This is a genomic window from Lactonifactor longoviformis DSM 17459 (assembly GCF_900129135.1).
Taxonomy (GTDB): Bacteria; Bacillota; Clostridia; order Lachnospirales; family Lachnospiraceae; genus Lactonifactor; species Lactonifactor longoviformis.
The window spans coordinates 1-20,942 of sequence record NZ_FQVI01000006.1 but is presented as its reverse complement, the minus strand read 5'-3'; the positions used below and the strand labels follow the sequence as shown (position 1 = coordinate 20,942).

General features: G+C 47.6%; 12 protein-coding genes and 1 pseudogene. All 13 read right to left on the bottom strand.

All coding sequences use genetic code 11. The annotated features are described in order from the left end of the window. Positions 1-20: 20 nt before the first annotated feature. Positions 21-2,027 carry a glycoside hydrolase family 31 protein gene (locus tag BUA56_RS07565; RefSeq protein ID WP_072850513.1) on the bottom strand — a complete coding sequence of 669 codons (2,007 nt, stop codon included), beginning with the start codon at positions 2,025-2,027 and terminating at the stop codon, positions 21-23. A 38-nt stretch (positions 2,028-2,065) separates the two neighbouring features. Next, complete coding sequence (locus tag BUA56_RS07560; protein WP_072850511.1) at positions 2,066-2,914, bottom strand: carbohydrate ABC transporter permease; 849 nt, start codon at positions 2,912-2,914, stop codon at positions 2,066-2,068. After that, on the bottom strand, positions 2,914-3,813 hold the full coding sequence (locus BUA56_RS07555; protein ID WP_072850509.1) for a carbohydrate ABC transporter permease: 900 nt from the start codon (positions 3,811-3,813) through the stop codon (positions 2,914-2,916). The genes BUA56_RS07560 and BUA56_RS07555 overlap by 1 nt, the downstream gene beginning before the upstream one ends. Positions 3,814-3,895: 82 nt before the next feature. After that, positions 3,896-5,170, bottom strand: coding sequence for a sugar ABC transporter substrate-binding protein (locus BUA56_RS07550; RefSeq protein WP_072850507.1), 1,275 nt, complete (start codon positions 5,168-5,170; stop codon positions 3,896-3,898). Positions 5,171-5,330: 160 nt separating this feature from the next. After that, positions 5,331-6,869, bottom strand: coding sequence for a response regulator transcription factor (locus BUA56_RS07545; RefSeq protein ID WP_072850767.1), 1,539 nt, complete (start codon positions 6,867-6,869; stop codon positions 5,331-5,333). Between the two features lie 32 nt (positions 6,870-6,901). Next, positions 6,902-8,716, bottom strand: coding sequence for a cache domain-containing sensor histidine kinase (locus BUA56_RS07540; RefSeq protein WP_072850505.1), 1,815 nt, complete (start codon positions 8,714-8,716; stop codon positions 6,902-6,904). 242 nt (positions 8,717-8,958) lie between these two features. Then, complete coding sequence (locus BUA56_RS07535; RefSeq protein ID WP_072850503.1) at positions 8,959-10,029, bottom strand: substrate-binding domain-containing protein; 1,071 nt, start codon at positions 10,027-10,029, stop codon at positions 8,959-8,961. 65 nt (positions 10,030-10,094) lie between these two features. Continuing rightward, positions 10,095-11,120 carry an ABC transporter permease gene (locus BUA56_RS07530; protein WP_072850501.1) on the bottom strand — a complete coding sequence of 342 codons (1,026 nt, stop codon included), beginning with the start codon at positions 11,118-11,120 and terminating at the stop codon, positions 10,095-10,097. Then, positions 11,113-12,621 (bottom strand): sugar ABC transporter ATP-binding protein, encoded by a 1,509-nt coding sequence (locus BUA56_RS07525; RefSeq protein ID WP_072850499.1) that lies wholly within the window; start codon positions 12,619-12,621, stop codon positions 11,113-11,115. The genes BUA56_RS07530 and BUA56_RS07525 overlap by 8 nt, the downstream gene beginning before the upstream one ends. A gap of 35 nt (positions 12,622-12,656) precedes the next feature. Next, on the bottom strand, positions 12,657-13,739 hold the full coding sequence (locus BUA56_RS07520) for a uroporphyrinogen decarboxylase family protein (protein ID WP_072850497.1): 1,083 nt from the start codon (positions 13,737-13,739) through the stop codon (positions 12,657-12,659). Then, the gene (locus BUA56_RS07515; RefSeq protein ID WP_072850495.1) at positions 13,732-14,610 is read right to left on the bottom strand and encodes a helix-turn-helix transcriptional regulator; all 879 of its coding nucleotides are present in this window, start codon (positions 14,608-14,610) and stop codon (positions 13,732-13,734) included. Before BUA56_RS07515 ends, BUA56_RS07520 begins: the two co-directional genes overlap by 8 nt. A 264-nt stretch (positions 14,611-14,874) precedes the next feature. Then, on the bottom strand, positions 14,875-20,406 hold the full coding sequence (locus tag BUA56_RS07510; RefSeq protein ID WP_072850493.1) for a glycoside hydrolase family 2: 5,532 nt from the start codon (positions 20,404-20,406) through the stop codon (positions 14,875-14,877). Between the two features lie 332 nt (positions 20,407-20,738). Then, positions 20,739-20,942 (bottom strand): annotated as a pseudogene (locus BUA56_RS07505) (N-acetylmuramoyl-L-alanine amidase family protein); the annotation flags it as partial.

The following is a 20,942-nucleotide window of genomic DNA, read 5'->3' as shown; positions in this document are numbered from 1 at the left end:
CTTTTCTCCTCCTTTTATTCTCATTCGCTTTGTATGGGTAACGGCTGACAGTCATCCTTCAGAAATACCGGTATGGTATCCCTTCCGCAGACTGCTTCAACCCGCTGACCGCCTTTATATCTTCTGCCTGTGTCATACTCTGTCCAGAGGGATCCGGCAGGAAGGTAAACACTTCTGACGGTAATTCCAGGGGAAAGCACCGGGGCAACCAGAATATCACTGCCGTAGCAGTATTCATCCTCAATCTTCCAGCACTTCCCGTCCTCCGGGAATTCATAGAACAGTGTCCGCATCACCGGAGTCCCTTTTTCATGGGCCTCCGCCATCAGCTGCCGGGTGTAAGGACGGAGAGCTTCACGAATCTCCATATATTTCTTACAGATCTCATAGACCTCCTCCCCATAGCTCCAAACCTCATTGGCTGCCCCGGAACAGCAGGTTGCCCCTCCCGTGGTGCCCACCTGGGGCTGTCTGGGTTCCCGGTCACCGTGGAGACGCATCACCGGGCAGAAAGCGCCCCATTGGAACCAACGGACGAACAGCTCCCGGAATGCTTCATCGTTGGGATCCCCTCCGTGAAATCCCCCGATATCGGTAGTCCACCAGGGGATCCCCGCAAGACCCATATTAAGGCCGGCAGCCAGCTGGTTTCTCATGCTGGAAAAGCTGGAAGCAATGTCTCCTGACCAGACAAGGGCTCCGTACTTTTGGCTTCCCGCCCAGGCACACCGGAGCAGATTGACAATATTCTTCTGTCCCTCTGCCTCCATTCCCTCATAGAACGCCCGGGCATAATCCACCGGATAGATATTGCCAATCTGGAGAGTTGGCCCCAGATAGTAGCGGTAGTTGTCAAAATCATAGGCGGTATACTCCGGCTCCGCCTCATCCAGCCAGAATATCTGGATTCCTTTTTCATAGTAGTTCTTTCTGGCTTTTTCCCAGATGTATTCCCTGGCTCCAGGGTTGGTGGCGTCAAAATGAATGGTAGCCCCCTCAAAGTCCAGCCCCACCCGGAAGCCCCGGTCTGTGCGGATGAGATAGCCTTTCTCCAGCATCTCCTGATAGTTCTCACTTTCTCTGTCCACAGTAGGCCAGACAGATACCATAAGCTCTATTCCCATATCTTTTAGTTCCCGCACCATCCCATCGGGATCCGGCCAGTACACGGGATCGAACTTCCAATCTCCCTGTTTGGGCCAGTGGAAGAAATCTATAACGATCACATCTATGGGCAGGTTTCTTCTCTTATACTCTCTGGCCACAGAGAGCAGCTCCTCCTGGGTCTGATAACGCAGCTTACACTGCCAGAAGCCTAAGCCATATTCCGGCATCATGGGCACGGTACCCGTCACACGGGCGTACTGTTCCTCAATCTCAGCCGGAGTATCCCCCGCTGTCACCCAGTAATCCATCTGCTTGGTGGAATAAGCCTCAAAGCTGGTAATGTTCTTGCCTAACACAGCCCGTCCCACTCCGGGATTATTCCAGAGGAACCCATACCCTCTGGAAGACAGGGCAAAAGGAACACTGGCCTGTGAATTCCGGTGGGCCAACTCCAGGTCCGCTCCCTTAAGGTCAAGGTAGGGCTGCTGATACTGGCCCATCCCATAAATCCTTTCTTCAGGGTCCAGGGACTCAAACCTCAGAGTCAGATGGTAATCGCCCCCCGGGATAGGCTGAAACTCCCTGGCCTCCACTTCAATGGCGCTGCATTTGCTGTCTGTTACATCCTTTCGGTTCCTCATATACTCCTCTAACAGAAGCTTTCCTTCCCGGTTATAGATGAGAAGCTTTCCGGCCCATGTTACGACTGCCCGGATTCTTCCATTTTTCAGTTCCGCCTCCCGGCTTTCGATTCTTATCTCTGTCTTCTGCTCCGGCTGGGGGAGGAGGGCCCAGTCAGTGTCCTCCATTGCCCGGTTTTTGGTGGCCCGGATGCGCAGACTGTTCTCTCCCCAGGGTTCTATCCACATCGTTTCCCCGTCATAGGTATAAATCAGCCTTCCATTTTCCTGTCGAAACATTTTGTTCTCCTTTCCGCTGTACCGGCATGCCGACTGCGTCAGCCTTTTACTGCGCCGCTGGTCATGCCGCTTATGATGTATTTCTGCATAAAGATAAATATTAATGCCACTGGGATAATTGTAACTACCGCAAATGCAGTGAGGTAACTCCACTTGGTTCCGTACTGTCCCATAAAGTTAAAAATCCCCGCTGTGATAGGCCGTTTCTGCTGGTCGATGATAAAAGTCATGCCGTAGGCCAGATCTCCCCAGGCATACAGGAAGGAAAAGATGGAACATACCATAACCCCCGGCTTTGCAATGGGAATCAGTACCCGGATAAATGCGGTAAATCGGTTGCATCCGTCTATATAAGCGGCCTCCTCCAGTTCCTTGGGAATAGAGGCAAAATAATTCTTTAAAATAAGTACTGAAAATGGAATCCCAATGGTGGCATCTGCCAGAATAGCTGCCACAGGTGTGTTATACGCGTGTATGTTCCTGAACATAATAAACATTGGTGTCAGAAGCACAGACACCGGAAGCATCTGGGTGACCAGGAAGCCCAAAAGCACTACTTTCTTTCCCCGGAACCGGTATTTTGCAATTCCGTAGGAAGCGGGAACTGCCAGGATTACCGAGATTACCATGGCCCCTGCCGCAATGAGCAGACTGTTTCCAAAAGACCGGAACATGTTAAAGTCTCCGGTTTCTACCTGTGCCGCATACGACTTTGTATTCAGCACGTGGGGAAACAAGGTGGGGGGAACCTGGAAGATCTCCTGCTCCGTCTTCAGGGATGTCACTATTATCCAGAACAGCGGGAACAGCAGTACACACAGTACAAGAAGCGATGCGATACACAGGATCACATTCTTTCCGCCGGTAATTCTTTTCTCGTCTCCCATTATTCTTCCTCTCCTTTCGTTGTCATCCGCAGATAGAACATGCTGATAATCAGCAGAATCACAAACAATACATTTGCCACTGCAGATCCTTTGCTGTATTTGAACATTTCGAAGGATAATTTATAAGAATAGGTGGAGAGCATGTGGGTGGAATTCACCGGTCCCCCTCCCGTCATTACATATACAAGATCAAATACCTTAAATGTATAGATAAAGCCTAAAATTAAAACGGATTCAATGGTGGGCTTCAGCAGCGGTAACGTAATCTTAAAAAATGACTGGATCTTACCGGCTCCGTCTATGGATGCGCTCTCATACAATTCCTGGGGAATAGTGGTGAGTCCTGTGGAAATCAGAATCATGTTGAAGGGAATTCCGATCCACACATTAGCGCATACAATGGCAAACATTGCCGTATTCGTGGAAGTCAGCCAGTCTATGTTTTCCTTGATAATCCCCAGTCCCTGGAGAATATTATTGAGAATCCCCACATCTGTGCCAAAGATAAATTTAAAGATAAGTGCTGTCACCGTGATGGGAATCATCCAGGGCATCATCAGAAGTCCCCGCACCGGCTTTGAAATCTTAAAGTTTTGGTTGAAAAAGATCGCCAGGGCGAATCCGATGAGAAACTGGAACAGTAAACAGCATACAGTGAATAAAAGTGTGTTGCTCAAAGATTTTATAAATACAGGATCTTGAAAAATCTCTATGTAATTGGCCAGTCCCGCAAATGGCTTGTGAGCCGCGGTCAGTGTTTTCATGTTTACGTCCTGAAAGCTTAATATAATATTGTCCACAATGGGATATCCTACGAATATGAGCATGTATAGAAATGCCGGAAGAACAAACAGATATCCAATATTGTCATACTGAAAAAACCGCTTCGCTTTTTTCAAAATAACGCCTCCTCATTAATTTTGGGCAAAGATACGGAGTACACGGATCTTCCGCATACTCCGTATCCCTATCTGTCCGCTTTTATTTTTTTACAATACTGTCAATGGTTGCCTGGGCATCGGCAGCTGCCTTGTCCGGTTCTGCTGCGCCTGTCATTACCTGATTAAAGGCCAGTGAGATGGCATCGGATACCTCCGGCCACTCTGCCAGAGGACCTCTTGCTTTGGCATAATTCAACTCTTCTGTAAACTTCTGCATAACTGCGTCATCTGTAAACTGGGTCTCTGCAATGGATTTATCTGCTGATATGTAGCCGAATTTGTCCATGAGATAAGTCACCTGTTCTTGTTCTGTGGCATATTCCAGGAACTTAAGAGCTCCTTCTTCATTGCCGCCGGCGATTACTGCATAATTTTCACCGCCTAAAGCAGAGGCATATTCGCTGTCCTTGGGAATTAAGGTTACATCCCAGTTCAGGTCCGGCGCCTCCTCCTTCATGGTTGGAATCTGCCATGGACCATTGATCATCATAGCTACGTTGCCGGAGATGAATTGGTTCATTACGTCTCCCTGTGTCCAGTTAATGCACTCCTTGCTCATAGAACCGGAATCGATGAGATCCTTTGCCAACGTCAGGGCTTTCTTCCCTCCCTCAGAGTCAATGGTGTAGGAATCCGTGCCGGTGGACCATACCCACGGCATAAAGTTAAAGGTTCCCTCCTCGTTCTGAACGCTGCAGAATGCCATACCGGTTACCTTGTCCTTTGTGAGAGCCGCTGCAGTATCCTTCAGCTCGTCCCAGGTTGTGGGCGGCGTAAGGCCAGCCGCATCCATCATATCCTTGTTGTAGTAGAGTCCCAGACAATTTACTCCGAAGGGAACCCCGTAGAGGCTGCCGTCTATAGTACAGGAATCTACTGCGCCCTGATAATAGCTGGATACATCAAACTTCCCTGTTAAATCTGCGAAGATTCCCATAGAAGCATAGGACGCATGATCCGGGGAGTCCAGAATGGCAATGTCGGGAAGCTCGTTGGCAGATGCCCCGATGGAGAGCTGTTTCTTAAAGTCAGCAAACGGAACATACTTGGCCGTTACCTGTATGGCATCCTGGGATGCGTTATAATCTTGAATCACCTTGTCCAGGGCTTTCTGGTGCCCCTCCGTCTCCCAGTAATACCAGATGGTAACGTCCTCTTTCTCTCCTGCGTCCTCGCCGTCAGCCTTGGCTGTTGTCTCTGTACCGCTTTCCTTTGTGTCCTTATTGCTGTCATCGCTTTTGCTGTCGCCGCATCCGGCAAGCATGCCCATGGCCATTGTCGCTGCTAAAAAAGCTGCTACTACTTTCTTTCTCATAAATTAATCCTCCTTATATTTGTTTATTAAAGAATGTCATTGCTGGAATGGCTTTCTGTTTTCTATGGTCTTATTCTATCTCAGATTTCCCGGTTCCAAAACTCTAAATAACTGAAAAAGGGTAGACATTTCTAAAGTAATCGGAAATGTCTACCCTCTTTTATTGATGCCGCTTTCTGTACTCTGCCGGAAGTTCCCCTGTCACCTCCTTGAATACCCTGCTGAAATACTTGGGATCCGAATACCCCACGGCGGAGGCAATCTCATAGAGCTTCATCCGGGAGCCTATAAGCAGCTCTTTTGCCTTTTTTACCCGGTAATTCTTCATATACGAGGAAAAATTACTTCCCGTCTCCCTGTGGAACTGCATGCCCAGGTATTCCGGTGTGATCTTCAGCTGTCCGGCGATCTCATCCAGAGTGATGCCCTGCCGGTAAAATTCGTGAATAAGGCTTTTCGTCCTCTGAATCAGATAATTGTCGTCCCTTTCTCCTTCCACAGGGATTCTGGCTGTCACACCGTCAAGAATCTCCTCCAGTTCGTCATAGGTGACTGCAGACATAATATCTTCCAGAAGCTCCTGCTGTCCAACGGCTTTCAGAGGTTCAATATCAATTTCCTTTCCCACATTCAGGATACTCCACAGAAAGCGTACGTAGGATTCCTTAATCTCCCTGGGAGCATAGACAGTGCCATTGGCAAAGTACTCCCGGAAGGCCCTCCCCGCCTGCTGAATCCTTTTTTGCCTACCGGCACATAGTTCCCTCCGCATCTCCTTCTCCAGTTCCACAGGGTAGGACAGCGGCTGGGTCTGCACCTGCGTAATCTTGGGATAGACAATAAGAACCGAGCTTCCCAGAACCAGCGCCCAGTCCATATACTTCTGCAGGGTCTGAAACGCACCCGAGAGGCTGCTCAGTCCCTGAAAAGCATGCCACCCCGCGCTCACTGCTCTCTGGCCTGCCATCCCTCTGTGGTGTACCAGATAGTTGCTGATTTCACGTTCTGCCTTTGCCAGATCCTCCCACCGGTACAGCAGCACCAGGATCTCTGACTTTTCAGGAAGGTAGAACAGACAGTGGGGCACCCCGCCCATCCCTTTCAGCATGGTCTCTATCTCAATAGCCGTATGCTTCCTTTCTCTCTCATATTGCTTTCCCAGGTAAAAACTCAGCAGCGCAAACTCTCCTCCCGGATCTATCCCATACTGCCCGGCAAGATAGGTTTCTAATTCTCTGTCCGCTGCCACCGTCCCCATGAGAAGCCCAATACAAATGTTCTCCAGAGACCGCAGCTTCTCCGGATGTTCCCCTTCGTTTCTCCTGGCCTCTTTCAGCTGATCCTCCACATTTTTTAAGGATTGAGCCAGCTCTCCCACCGCAACAGGCTTCAGTATGTATTCACTTACTCCCAGGTGAATGGCCTGCTGCGCATAGGCGAATTCTGAGTAGGCGCTGAGCACAATCGCTTTTATCAGAAGACCATCTTTATGAAGCTCCTCCAGCATCTGCAGCCCGTCCATTTCCGGCATCTTAATATCTGTAATCACCAGATCCGGCCTGACCGCTTTTACCAGTTCAAGTCCGGTCCGGCCATTTTCTGCCTCCCCCACGATCTCGTAGGATGGGTCTATCTTTCCCAGAAGCTTTGATATCCCCTCCCTGATTCTGATCTCATCCTCTACAATAACAATCCTCATATTCCAACACTCCAGTCTTTTTCTCTCCGTCCCTATTCCAACCTTGGTATCCACAGTGTAATTTCTGTCCCTTCTCCCGGACAGCTCTTGATCTCTGCCTGTGCTTCCTCCTCATAATACATCTTTAAGCGGCCAATGGCATTGCTGATCCCGATGTGAGATCTCTCTTGAGCCTCTGCTGTCTCACCTGCAGCAAAGCGATCTGCCGTCTCCTGGGGCATTCCCTTTCCATTGTCCTGTATCCGTATCCGGATGCGGTTCTCATCCCCGTCAATGGAGATTTTCAGAATATGCTTCCGCTCCACCCCGTCAAAGCCATGGAGAATGGCATTTTCCACAAAGGGCTGGAACAGCAGCTTATGGATCCGGCAACCCAGTATCTCCGGCTCTGTGTTGATTTGACACTCAAAGGTATTTTTAAGCCTTGTCTGCTGCAGAAATATATACTGACGGAGCCACTCCACCTCTCTGCGTATCTCCACCATGGAGTTGCTCTTATCCAGTCCGTACCTGAGGATCTGCGCCAGAGAATTAATGGTATTGCTGATCTCGTATTCATCCTTATCGATTGCCATCCAGTTAATGGTATCCAGGATATTATACAGAAAATGAGGGTTAATCTGAGCCTCCAATGCGGCAATCTCCGCATTTTTCTGGCGCACAACTGCTTCCCGCTCTTTATCCATAGACTCTTCCACCTTGCTGAGCATATGGTTAAACTGCCTGGCAATCAGCTCAATTTCTGTGGGCATACGCTTCTCATCCGGAATCCGCTGGGCCAGTCCGCCCTCCTCCACGTTCTTCATAGTAGCAACTACCCGGTACACCGAACCAGTGAGATGGGCTACTGTAAAATGTATGATAATAACCAGCGCAGCCCCGGAAAAAATTACGATCAGGCATATAATGGTTCTCTGCTGCCGCAGCTGTCCCAACGTGGCCGCCTGGTTGGATGCATTAACGAAGGTAAAGTCCAGTTTCTCATCATAATACGTCTGAACAGCCAGGTGATCCCCCGACATATAGCCCTCCGTCTCAAGGAACTGCTTTGTCTTCCTTACTTTTTCCTCCTGTGTATCCTTTTTCTCCCAGAGTTTTGTACCGCAGCGGGCCGGATCATCGAAGGAACAGAGTCTTCCCTCTCCGTCCGCGATAAAGTTCATGGTTTGATACCGTCCATCCTCCATGCGTACGGTATCTTCATTACAGATATCATTCAGCATTCTCTCATCAATGCTGACGATTACAACTCCATTTCTCTTCTTTACCTTTTTATAATCAATAATCCTGTTTGCCATATGAAATAAATAATAGTCATTGTTTCCCTGGGTAGTCGCGTACTGTGTGGAGTACATCACAGTGCCCGCTGTCCCTGATATCTGCTGAAATATCTCTCTCCGGGACAGTCTGAACTCATCCAGCCAGGAATTCTTTGTGGTGGCAGCCGTAATCATATCATAGAAGACCGCCTCTCCGCTGGCTGTCAGTATGGTGATGGACTGGATATCCGGCTTTGCACTGGCATATCCTCTTAAAGCCCGGCGCAGCTGGTTCTTACTCACGGCCGTATCCTGACCGGCGTTAATCTTGTCTGTCAGGGCCACAATGTTTTCATCTGTAAAAATCTGGTAAATCAGAGCATGATAGGCTTCAATAGATACAGCCGCTGTTTTGCTGGTCTGTGCCAGATTTGCATAGGTAAAAGTCTTCACATTGTCGTTTACAATTCCGGAGGTGTTCTTATAGGTCCATATCCCTATGCCAATGAGAGGAATGATAGACACAATAAGAAAGGACAGGACAATTTGTGTCTTAAATCCCCGGACAGCCTTTCGGATTCTTTTCATAGGTTTTCCCCTTTAGCGTTTTTTCACAGTTTTCTTATGATTTGTATCATGTCACATTATTCTTCCGTCTGCAAGATACTATTAGAAATTTTGTTTCAACCTACTTCTTTACTATCATTCTACCTGTATTGCCAAAAGTTGAAACTCTAAATTTCCAAAAAAGGGGGGACATTCCTAAGATTTCGGTGGTAAACCTAAAAACAGCATAGCCGTTTTGTCGGCTATGCTGCTCTCTTGTCTTTTTATTCTGCTGCTTTCCCCATTACCTCTTTATATGTCTCAGGAGTTACAACAACGGCGTCCACTGCAGTTTCCATAGGAGGTTCTTCCCCATTGATGAGCTGCATCAGCACTTCCACAGAACCTGCGCCTACTGATTCTGCTGAGAAGTAAGCGGAAGCTTTCACGCAAGTACCATCTGCTCCCTTGTTGTTCCATTCGTCTTTTGCCATATAGGCACCCAAGCCTACTACACAAGCATCTGCGTCCAAACCGGCACTCTCCAGCGCACGGGCGGCACCGATACATCCCTCTTCATTTGCGCCTGTTACCAGCCACTTTTTGATGTCAGGATTGGCGGTGATAACCGCTGCTGCTGCTGTATTTCCCTTGTCGGTAGTACCGTCATAGTCTGCTTTGAAGATCTTGCTCTGATCAAAGTCAGGAGCTAACTCTGTAAACTTGTCCAGTTCACCCTCTGCTCTGGGTACACAGCTGGATACGGTGTCCATGGTCATAACCAGCAGCCCGACTTCAGGATCGGCCGCAAGATTGTTGTCCTTTACATAATTGGCAAGCCACTCTCCGTTCGCCTCACCAATGACATAGGCATTGATTCCAACCCAGGGAGCCAGCTTTTCACCTGCGCCATCCTGCAGCGCATCGTCCGCTGCTACTACAGGCATATTTGCCTCTTTACATTTATCTACTACCGCCTGGGACATAGTCTGATCCGGGATACAAGTTACAATACCAGAAGCGTTATTAGCAATGGCGTTGTCAACAGCTTTCAGATATTCCTCAGGATTCATCTTGGCGTCTACATAGACAAAAGTTCCTCCTGCTGCTTCCACGGCTGCCTTCGCAGCTTCTCCCTCATCGATAAACCAGGTCTGATCCCCTGCTTTATAGATACCGTACACAACCAGATCTCCTTTTTCTTTGCCGGCATCCGCCGCTGGTTTTTCCTCAGAATCCCCAGCTTCTGTTGTTGTCTCTGCTGCGTCAGATTTTTCATCTTGTCCGCCGCATCCCACCAGGGCTGTTGCTGCTACTGTTGCTGCCAATAATGCTGCTAATACCTTCTTTTTCATTTAAATTTCCTCCTTGGAGTTTTATAGTTTATTGCTCTATGTCAAATGTGCAAATACACATCTGATTATTTACTGCTTTCTACCTTCATGCTGGCTGCCAGGAGTTCTTTGTTACGTTTTTCCTTTCTGATATAGTCAGAAGTCAAAGCGAACAGAAGGAGCGCCCCTCTGGCTACATACTGCCAGAACGTAGGTACATTTACCATGATAAGTCCTGTGTTAAATGCCTGAATTAAAAGTACACCCAGCATGGTTCCCCCCATGCTTCCCACACCGCCGGTAAAGGAAACACCTCCCAGGATAACTGCGGTAATGGCATCAAACTCTAAGTTCACATTTGCGGCAGGCTGCCCTGCATTCATACGTGCAGAGAATACGATACCGCCCAGAGAAGTAAGCACACCAATCATAATAAAACAAAGGGTTACGATTTTCTGAGGGTTCAGGCCTGCCAGCCTGGCCGCCTCTGTACTTCCTCCGATAGCATAAACACTTCGGCCGAACTTTGTTTTGGCAAGAATAAAACCGAATACCACCATAGAAATCAGCATAAGCCACACAGATACAGGGATAGACAGAAATCTGGCTTTTCCCAGCTGGATAAAAGCGGAATTGCTGATAGCCACCGGTTTTCCGTCGCATATAATGTAGGCAAACCCACGGATAATGGCCTGTGTTACCAGAGTTGCAATAAAAGACTCCAGTTTAATCTTGTTAACCATCCACGCATTGAAGATACCCACAACAGCTCCCGCTGCCAGTGTCACCACAATTGCTATCACTACCGGGACACCCCAGCTGAGCAGCAATGCTGCAAATACACCGGAAAAGGCTGCCAGGGAACCCGGAGATAAATCATTCTGGCCTGCAATAATCAGGTATGTATGCCCCACTGCCACCATGCCTACCAGAGAAGCCGCCACAAGGAGGTTAATCATATTCTGCATAGTCAGAAAGTTCTTATTGATAGCAGTGAACAATATAAATACTAAAATAATAGCGCCTATCAGTACCAGTTTATCTCCGCCAATGGCAGATACTATACTTTTTAATTTGCCTTCTTTCTTTTGTTCCGCCTGTACATTACTCATTCTTGTCCTCTCCTATCATACCCAAACTTAATAACCTGTCCTCTGTTGCTTCTTCTCTGGACACCTCTCCGGCTATCCTGAGCGATTTCATCACAATGATTCTGTCTGAGAGTCCGATTACCTCGGGAAGCTCCGAGGAGATCAGTATAACACCCAGTCCCTGCTTAGCAAATTCACAAATCATGTTATAGAATTCTGACTTCGCCCCCACATCAATACCCTTTGTAGGTTCGTCTAGTATCAGCACCTTAGGGTTGGTGGCTATCCACCTGGCCACGATACATTTCTGCTGATTTCCTCCGGAAAGCTCTACGATTTTCTTATCCGGAGAGGGGGTCTTAATTTTAAAATTCTCAATTCCTTTATATGCTTCCTCCGTTTCCTTTTTGTGATCAATAATTCCCAGTTTATTCGCATTCTTGTTCAAAAGAGAAATGTTAATATTCCCCGCAACACTCAGGTTGGAAATAATCCCCTGGAGTTTCCTGTCTTCCGGAACCAGAACGATTCCGTTGTCCACCGCATGTTTCGGCGACCGGTTCACAATCTTTTTCCCTTCCAGATAAACTTCCCCTGTGCGCATGGTGTCTGCACCGATAATCGCCCGCATGACTTCTGTCCGCCCTGCGCCTACCAGGCCTGAGAATCCCAGCACTTCTCCCTTTCTGAGGGTAAAGGAGACTTCCTTTACATAGTCGGAAGAGACATTCTTCACTTCTAAAAGTACATCGCCGATCTCTTTCTCTCTGTCCAGTTTCTCATAGATATCTCCCAAATCCCGGCCCACCATCATTTTAATCATAACGTCTTCCGGTGTATCCTTTGTGACCACGGTGTCTATGTAACATCCATCCTTAAAGATGGCAACCTTGTCTGTAATACGCCGAATCTCGTTCATCCGGTGGGAAACATAAATAATGATCTTGCCCTGTGCCTTCAGCTTTTCAATAATCGCGAAGAGCATATCAATCTCCGCGTCACTTAAGCTGGCTGTGGGCTCATCGAAGCAGATTACCTTAAGGTTCTCCCTGCTGTAGGCCTTCATAATCTCTACCATCTGCTGATGGGCAATGCTTAGATCCTTTACTTTTGTGGACGGCGCTATGGGCAGTCCGAAGTCGTCAATAATCTTCTGCGCCATCTCATTGGCTTTGCGGACATTGATGACCCCTAACTGGTTCGCCGGCATCCTTCCCAGAAAGATGTTCTCTGCCACGCTGAGCTCCAGCAGAATCTGCCGTTCCTGATAAATTACACTAATGCCTTCCTCGATTGCTTCATGGGGTGTGTGGAAATGTTTTTCCTCTCCATCCAGCAGATATTTTCCTCCATCTGGCCTGTAGTCTCCGTTCAGTACCTTCAGCAGTGTAGATTTGCCTGCTCCATTTTCCCCCAGAAACGCGAGAACTTCACCGCTATGGGCTTTAAAACAAATATTGTCCAGCGCCTTCACGCCCGGAAAATATTTCGTTATATTTTGGAATTCCAACACACTTCCCATGCTTTTCCTCCTTGAAGAACTCTCCTTTGTCTGTCTTAGTTACTTACATTCTCATATTTGCCGTACGTGTCTATGGCCTGCAGAAAGGCTTCTACATTCTCATAGGGCACCTCCGGCTCGATTACGTGAGTAGGGGCGATCAAAAGGCCTCCCCCTTTGCCCACCTCACAGATTAATTTTTTGCAAACATCAAAAATCTCTTCTTTTGTTCCAAAAGGCATCGTGGTCTGTGTGCCTACACATCCCCAAAAAGATAATTGGTCACCGTAAAGCTCCTTTACCTTAAAAGGATCCACACATTCCGGCTGCACCGGATTCAGAACATCTACGCCAATCTCAATTAAGTCAGGAATAATGCGTTCCAGATTGCCGTCTCCGTGGTAAAAGATAAGAATGTCTTCTTTTACTTCTCTGGCTGCCTGAATAATCTTCGCAAGCCTTGGTTTTAATGTACTTCTCCACAGGTCGGGACTCATCATCATGTCCTCCTGGGTAGATACATCATCCCCCAGCATCAGAATGTCCACGCCTACCTGTGCATATCTTCTGGCCATCTCTATACGGATATCCGTAATTTTGTCCATCAGTTTGTCGTTGAATTCCGGGTCAACATAAAAACCCATCATGAATTCTTCCATTCCCCTAAGATACCAGCAGAGTTCAAATATGGTCATTTCCATAAAGGCTGCTGTTGCATAACCCTGGCGGATCAGACTGTCATTTTCCTCCTTCAGCCCTTCCCAGCGGTAGTCTGCGTTCATATCAGGAAACGGATATTCCTCAATTTCCTCCTCTGTCTCAAAGTTCCGCATGGGATGAATCATTTCCTGGAAATGGGCTACGGTACCCCTTTTTCCCATCACTCCCCATTCCGGATTCCAGTCCAGGGGTTCTATGGGACCTTCCACATCCTCATAGTATTTGCTGTAATCATTCACATGCTGTGAAGGTTTCAGCTCTATATACCTGCAGGCAAAATCGTAATATTCCCGAAAGTTTCTGGTTCCATGAGCTTTTTCAAAAGCATCAATGTGAGCCGGACATAACTCAAAGTCACATGGGACATATTCGGGTTTTTCCCTGCGTAGAGCCCTCAGCAAATTTTCTCGTTTATTCATAAAGTAGTCTCTCCTCTGCAATCACACCTCGCCAGCTACTTCTGAATTTACCGGGTGTCATTCCCGTATACTGCCTAAAAACATTGTTGAAATACTGTGAACTGCTGTACCCAACTGTTATGGCAATATCCGTAATACTTCTCTTGGAATTCCACAACAGCCCTTTCGCTTTTTCCATCCGCAGCATTGTAATATATTCTGTGCAGCTCATACCCAGATTTTCTTCAAAATATTTGCGGACACTGCGAGAGCTAACTCCGAAATTCTCTGCAAGTTCTTCGATATTAAGCTTACTGTCATAGTACTCGTTAATATAACGAAGGAGCTGGCTCTGTCTGTTTAATAATTTACTTACATCTGTTTTTGCTTCCTCCTCCAGGATATAGGCCAATGCCATATATAATTGTGCAAACCCAAACTCCAGCTGCGGCTTCATATATAGGTCAGGCTTCTCTTCCCGAAAGCAGCGGCAGATTCCCTCCATAACATTTCCAATGGATGCACTGTCTGTAATTTGTATGTACTCTCTTTTGCCATACATGAACCGAAACGTATCCGCGATATGGTCCGGCAGATTCATGGAATATTCCAGCTGTACAATACTGCACCCTCTCTGCATTCCAACCATAAAATAATGTGGGATATTCGGCGAAATGATAACACAATCCCCCTGCTTCAGTGATGTAAGAACACCTCCAATCTCCATGACGCAGTTGCCGGAGTTAATGTAATTCATTTCGAATTCAATGTGACTGTGTACACCAAACAAATAGTTGATTGGGAAGCGGAACTTCCCTGCATTCCTGATATGAATGTCAAATTCTGGACTGCCTAAAATGTCTAATAAAGATTGCTTAAGCTCATTCTTCATAAGTGTATTTTACCCTTTTGCTTCCTGTAATGCTTCCGTTATTAGGAAAAACGTCCAATATTTTGTGTAATTTTCGGAATTATTTTTTTGCAAATTTAACAATTTAGTTGATTTATTATACCATACCGCCCGCAGAGCGGCGCTCCTATCTTGACGGAGATTATTTCCATCTATGCAAAAAATACCTTCCGGAAAGGGCAAGGAGCTGCTGCTCCCGGATATCCATAATCCGTTTGCACCAGCTCCTTGCCCTTTTTTTACAACTTACCTAGTCTTGGTCCAGGCCCCGCTCTTATTTACATAATACTTTCCAATCCATGTATTGGCAGCCATGGCTCCATTGCCCCTCAGGTAATACCACGTCTTTCCAACCTGGATCCAGCCTGTGGCCATCGCTCCATTGCTCTTTAGATAATACCAGGTCTTTCCGTCCAGCAGCCAGCCTGTCACCATCGCTCCATTGCTCTTCAGATAGTACCAGGTCTTTCCGTCTAACAGCCAGCCCGTTGCCATCGCTCCGCTGCTCTTCAGATAATACCAGGTCTTTCCGTCTAACAGCCAGCCCGTTGCCATCGCTCCGCTGCTCTTCAGATAATACCAGGTCTTTCCTAACTGCAGCCAGCCTGTGGCCATCGCTCCGTTACCCTTCAGGTAATACCAGGTCTTTCCGTCCTGGATCCAGCCCGTTGCCATGGCCCCGTCGTTCTTCAGATAGTACCAGGTCTTTCCGTCTAACAGCCAGCCCGTTGCCATCGCTCCGCTGCTCTTCAGATAATACCAGGTCTTTCCGTCCTGGATCCAGCCCGTTGCCATGGCCCCGTCGTTCTTCAGATAGTACCAGGTCTTTCCGTCCAACAGCCAGCCTGTCTTCATATACCCGTCATTATCAAAGTAATACCAAACTCCGCCGATGGACTGCCAGGTGTTCCTGCTCCAGCTGCCGTCCGCATTCTGATATCTCCAGCGGCTGCCCTCCTGCACCCAGTGGGGTGTTATCTTATCAATTCTGGAATCCTTAAATTCCTGAATGGCACCGCTCAGTTCTTTGATTGCTGTATCTACTGCGGATGCATCCACGGCAGATTTTGCCTTTTCTGCATTGCCTTTTGCCATGCTCTCATTGATAAGTCCTGCAGAGGCCATCCTTCTCTCAAAGCTGTCACCGGTTCTTCTTGCTTCCTGTGTGGATTCCTCTTCTTCCGGCTCTGCCTCCTGTACAGGCTGCACATCTTCGCTCTGATCCTCCGCTTCCGGTTCCTCTCCGGCAGGGTCCGTCTGAGGCTCCTGCGGGTCTGTCTCTTCAGGCACTTCCTCAGACAGGGAGGTATCTCCCTGCATATTTACACCGGCAGCACCCTCGCCCATTACCACAAAGATATCCATACTAATAAAGGTGCCCGATGAACCGGGATGTTTCTTACCAGTATGTTCAACAGTGATAGTATGCTCTCCCACTGTATCCCATACCTGTTCAAACAAGATTTCATTGATTTGGTGAGTTGTAGAAACCTCTCCGTCATACAGGTCAATTTCCACTGGCTCCTCTCCATCCACAGTAATTTTTACGATTCCCTGATTGTTTTCTTTGGCACCTATCCATCGTATCCCATCACCGGTAAAAGTGAAGTCTACTTTTGCATTATTATTTGCCAGATAAGTGACTGTTTTTCCATAAGCATTTCCCGTCCAGGGTTGATTCTTGTCTGTAAAATAGTCACTTCCCGCTGTCCCGGTAAACTGAAATTCCTGCGAATCTGCCAGAATATCATAAATCACACAATTGCCTGTCTCTATTATATTACTCTTAACAGGAGTCCCTGCAGTCTCTCCCCGCTTCATTGTGGCAGTACAATATATCCTGTCGCCGTACAATTCAGAAATATCAAGAGTTTCCCCGGTTGCTCCTTCAATAGCCTGAGTCTTAGAATCCGGATCACCAATTGCGGTACGGTACCACTGCAGTTCCACCCCTGTGCTCTCATCTGCGTGGCTCAGGTTATAAGTGACTTTCAGCTTAGAATCCCCTTCCTCTGCCACCGTTACATTAGTCAGGGTGGGGATTGTTTCTGTGGAATAATTTTTCCCGTTTGTCAGGCGTATCGTTGCTGTCCCGGTCGTGCCCTGTTCCAATTTTCCGTCAATTCCTGTATAATTACCCCATCCGAGGTTCGGATAATACCACTGGTTGTTTATAATCAGCTGTGCTTCTTCCGTGGCTGCAGATCCGCCTTCCCTGAGTACCTCAAAGGCATCTACAACGATACAGTCTGCATTTCCTCCTGAAGTCTCCAATTTAATGGTATGTTCCCCGTTCTCTAACCCGTCTATGCTATAGATTACCGCCTGTTTTAAATCATTTCCAAGATCGCTGTAGGTATCAACCTCCTCCATGAATGCTCCGTCGATATAGACTTTTACCTTGCCTGTATTTTTCTGTTTTGCCCCGATATACCGCACACCCGTTCCCTCAAAGGTAAATTCACAGGTATCGCCAAGCTTGGTACTGAATGTTTCTGTTCCTGCATAATCAGAATTAGAATCGTAAGGGGCCCATCCTCCGCTATATGTTATCCTTGCATCTCTGTCGTCAATATATCCACGGTCATAGGTAACACTCACCCGGGCCGCTACACCGGCATCCGGGGATTCTACACTGATGCGTGGAGAATCTTCCTTATCTCCATAGTTAACATCATAGTACCAGACATGCTCACGCATAGTCTTAAAGTCATTGGTCACCAGACCGTTGTTGGGGTCCTCCGAAGAATACACAAAATAATTCTTCATGTCATCTTTCCACGGCCATTGAGGCAGTACACCGTATTGATCCGGTGTCTCTTCCGCTCCCTCTCTGGTTTTTAATGCCAGTCCTTCATTTCGTCCGATATGGTCCTCCGGATATGCACTATACAGGCCATCACGCAGCCAGCTTACGCTTTTTGCCTCTTTTGGGATATCAAAGCTGATTCCCACCTCCCGAAGTCCTGTTTTCACGGCAGGCTCTGTGGTCAGCGTATAGTCTGTAGTGATGATGCCATTTCCTGATATTTTCATATCAAATCGCACACCCTGTCCGTTCTGATAGGTTCCGTTTAAGGTAGCCAGTGCATAATTATCCTGCAAATCCACCGTAATTCCACCGCTTTCTGCAGGTGTCCACTCTCCCAGGTTCATGCCTGTCACGTGGAGATATGGACCTCCTGTAATCAGGGCACCGTCTTTAAAATTCCCGCTGTTGATAAGACCTGTCACTGTGCTGAAAGCCACAGAGAACCCTTCGCCGCTCACTATGATTTCGTTTGTCTCCTCATTAGAAGAAATTAACGGTGCGGTCTCACTGGGCTCCGCAAACTTATGCTGGACCGCTGCAAGGGCAACGTTGTATTCATCCACCATAATGCCGTCAGGGGTATAGAATTTTAAGTTTACACTCTTTGCTTCCTTGGATATACCGGGAACAGTAATTACGCCTTCGCTGTGAGGGGCAATGCTTTCTGCCACTTCTAAAGTATTTGTCTCTCCTCCGTCGGCCGCATATTCCACCTTAAGCTCCTTCAAATCTGTATGATCAAACCAGTTCTTTACAGGAATATTCATAGTATCCCCTGATATATAACAGTTATCTTCATCCACCCGTACCGGCGAATAAGCTTTTTTCGTCAGGTATGCTTCCGGCTTTTCACGGAGATATGCATCCAGCACACTTCCCCATTCTCCATAGCCTGCAGTCTGTCCGTCTGAATGTGACTGCCACCGCTCAGAGGTACCTTCGGGGATATAGAACACATCATCAATCCCTCCCCACAAAGCTCCTCCCAGGGCACCTTCCGTAGTAAATATATTTTCCCAGCCCTTTTTCAGTCCTTCGCCCCAGAAATTCCGGACATTTACATCCCTCTGGAGTTCGTCCAGATTATAGCATGAAATATGAGCATACTCATCGTGGAGAACAGGCTTGTCATTTCGCCCCATTCCGCCCAGAATGTTTGCATAATGCTGACTGTAAATATCAACAAACCCTTCCGGTTCCCCTCTGTTTGGCCAGCTAAAGATCGTAGGACGGGTATTTTCCACATCTCTCAGATACTCACGCTCATCCTGGATAGCATTTCCTCCGGATTCCTCTGCTATGGCGCTGTAACTGGATTCATTGCCCAGAGACCATATAAGAATTGAAGCACGGTTCCTGTCCCGCTCAATCATCTCCGTAAACTGAGGAAGAAAATCTTCGTACTTGCTTTTTACAGATGAACCATAGACAGAGCCATAGCCCTGAAAGCACACTGCTGTTTCCTGTTCCACATAGATTCCCAGTTCATCGCAGGCATCCAGCAAGTCCTCAGAAGCAGGGTAATGAGATGTACGGATAAAGTTGATATTGGCATTTTTATATGCCTCTGCCTCAGCATAACTTTGTTCCCTTGTCATTGACCGTCCCAGATCATACGATACATCATGGCGGCAGGTCCCCCTGAGTTTGACTTCTTTCCCGTTTACATACACCTTATTTACATCTGTGCCGTCTTTTCCGCTGTATTGTATTTCACGGAAGCCAACGTTTTCTTCATTTACCTGTACTGTTTTACCATCTATCACCAGAGTCGTCCTCAGGGTATATAGGTTGGGATGCTCTGCGTCCCACTTCTTGGGTGCTTCTACCGGCAGGGAAAGCTTCTTTGCCGCAGAAAGTTCGGAGGACCCCGCGATCAATTTGAGTGCCTCGTTGCGCTCCCGGAGCAGCTTCTCATACGCCTCTTTTGAATACTGCCCTGTCTGGCCGTTTATTCCTTCATACAGGTTATCTACATTTTCAGAGAGAAGTGTACCGGCCTCCTGTATCAGTTCAGGAAGATTTTTCAACTCTGCTGCCTCTCTCTCAAATCCGATTTCCCCGGAAGTGACTACCTGACCCTCATCTAAAAGCTCCACCTGAAGCTGTGCGTTCTCCGTTATCATACCAAGCTGTGCAGTTACTTCCAGGCTGGCATCTGTGAATGTCTCATCAAAATCAGTGTTCACATAAGTGCGGGCAATATAGTCAAAAGGCATTGCTACCAGGCTTACATCCCGGTTAATGCCTCCCATATTATGGTGTGCGTATTCCGTTGCATTTGACGGATTGTTCACCGGATTACCATCCGGATTCCAGATTCCCTTTGTTGTGGAGTAAATTTCAGCCACTCCCACGGTCATCGTAACTGTTTCTCCCGGCGCTGCATACTCAGTGATATCACAGTCCCAGGTGGTAAAGCCGCCCGCATGAGTCCGTACATGTTCTCCGTTAATCCACACTCTTGCATTGCTGTACACTCCGTCAAATCTAACCAGCACCCTATTTCCGGCAAAGTCCTCCGGAACAGAAATACTGCGCTGATAATAATACTCATTATTTGCCTGAATATCAAATCCCTGCATCAGCGGTTCTCCCGGCACCTTAATGTTCTCCCAGTCCATCTCAGCCCAGGCATTAAAATCAAAATCCTGCACCTCCTCTGTGGGGGCAGGTACTCCCTCCGGAAGCGTATAGTCAGGAATGTCATACAGGTATTTCCAGGTTCCGTCACCGGTCGTCTCGTTCAGGCTGATTTCACTGTTTTCTACCCCGGAAAGAATCTTTGCTGCTTTTGGAATTACCGGCGTCTCCCACACATCACTGCCAATCTCAACATCCTCTGTCCGAGCCTCCGTCGTCTCACCTGAGGGGGGCAGGTTGTCTGCCAATACTGTCACACTGCCCAGCTGCAAAGATATAACTCCTGTCATCATAAGGCTTAATGCTCTTTTCCATTTTCCCATTGCGGAAAGGCCTCCTTCTTAAATAAAATTTAGGGGAAGACAGGCCTGAGCTTTTGGCCATGTCTTCCCGGCTGCAATACATTACATTTTGTTACAAAGAAGACTTAAGCGAATCTTTATATAGACATTATATCTTGGACAGAATTCTTAGTCTTTCATTATTAGGAATACGGCAATATTTTCTGTCAGCTATTCGGAAGCCTCTCATATCTCCCCTATATTTTTCCCACCGTCGGGCGAATCCGAAACTTTCACCGGTTTGGCGTATGCACTGCCGGGCGGACCAAACAAATATACCGCCGGCTGCAATCTGCAGCCGACGGCACATTTCACTACCTTGTTTTTGTCCAGGCCCCGCTCTTGTTTACATAATACTTTCCAATCCATGTATTGGCAGCCATGGCTCCATTGCCTCTCAGGTAATACCAGGTCTTTCCAACCTGGATCCAGCCTGTGGCCATCGCTCCATTGCTCTTTAGATAATACCAGGTCTTTCCGTCCAGCAGCCAGCCTGTCACCATCGCTCCATTGCTCTT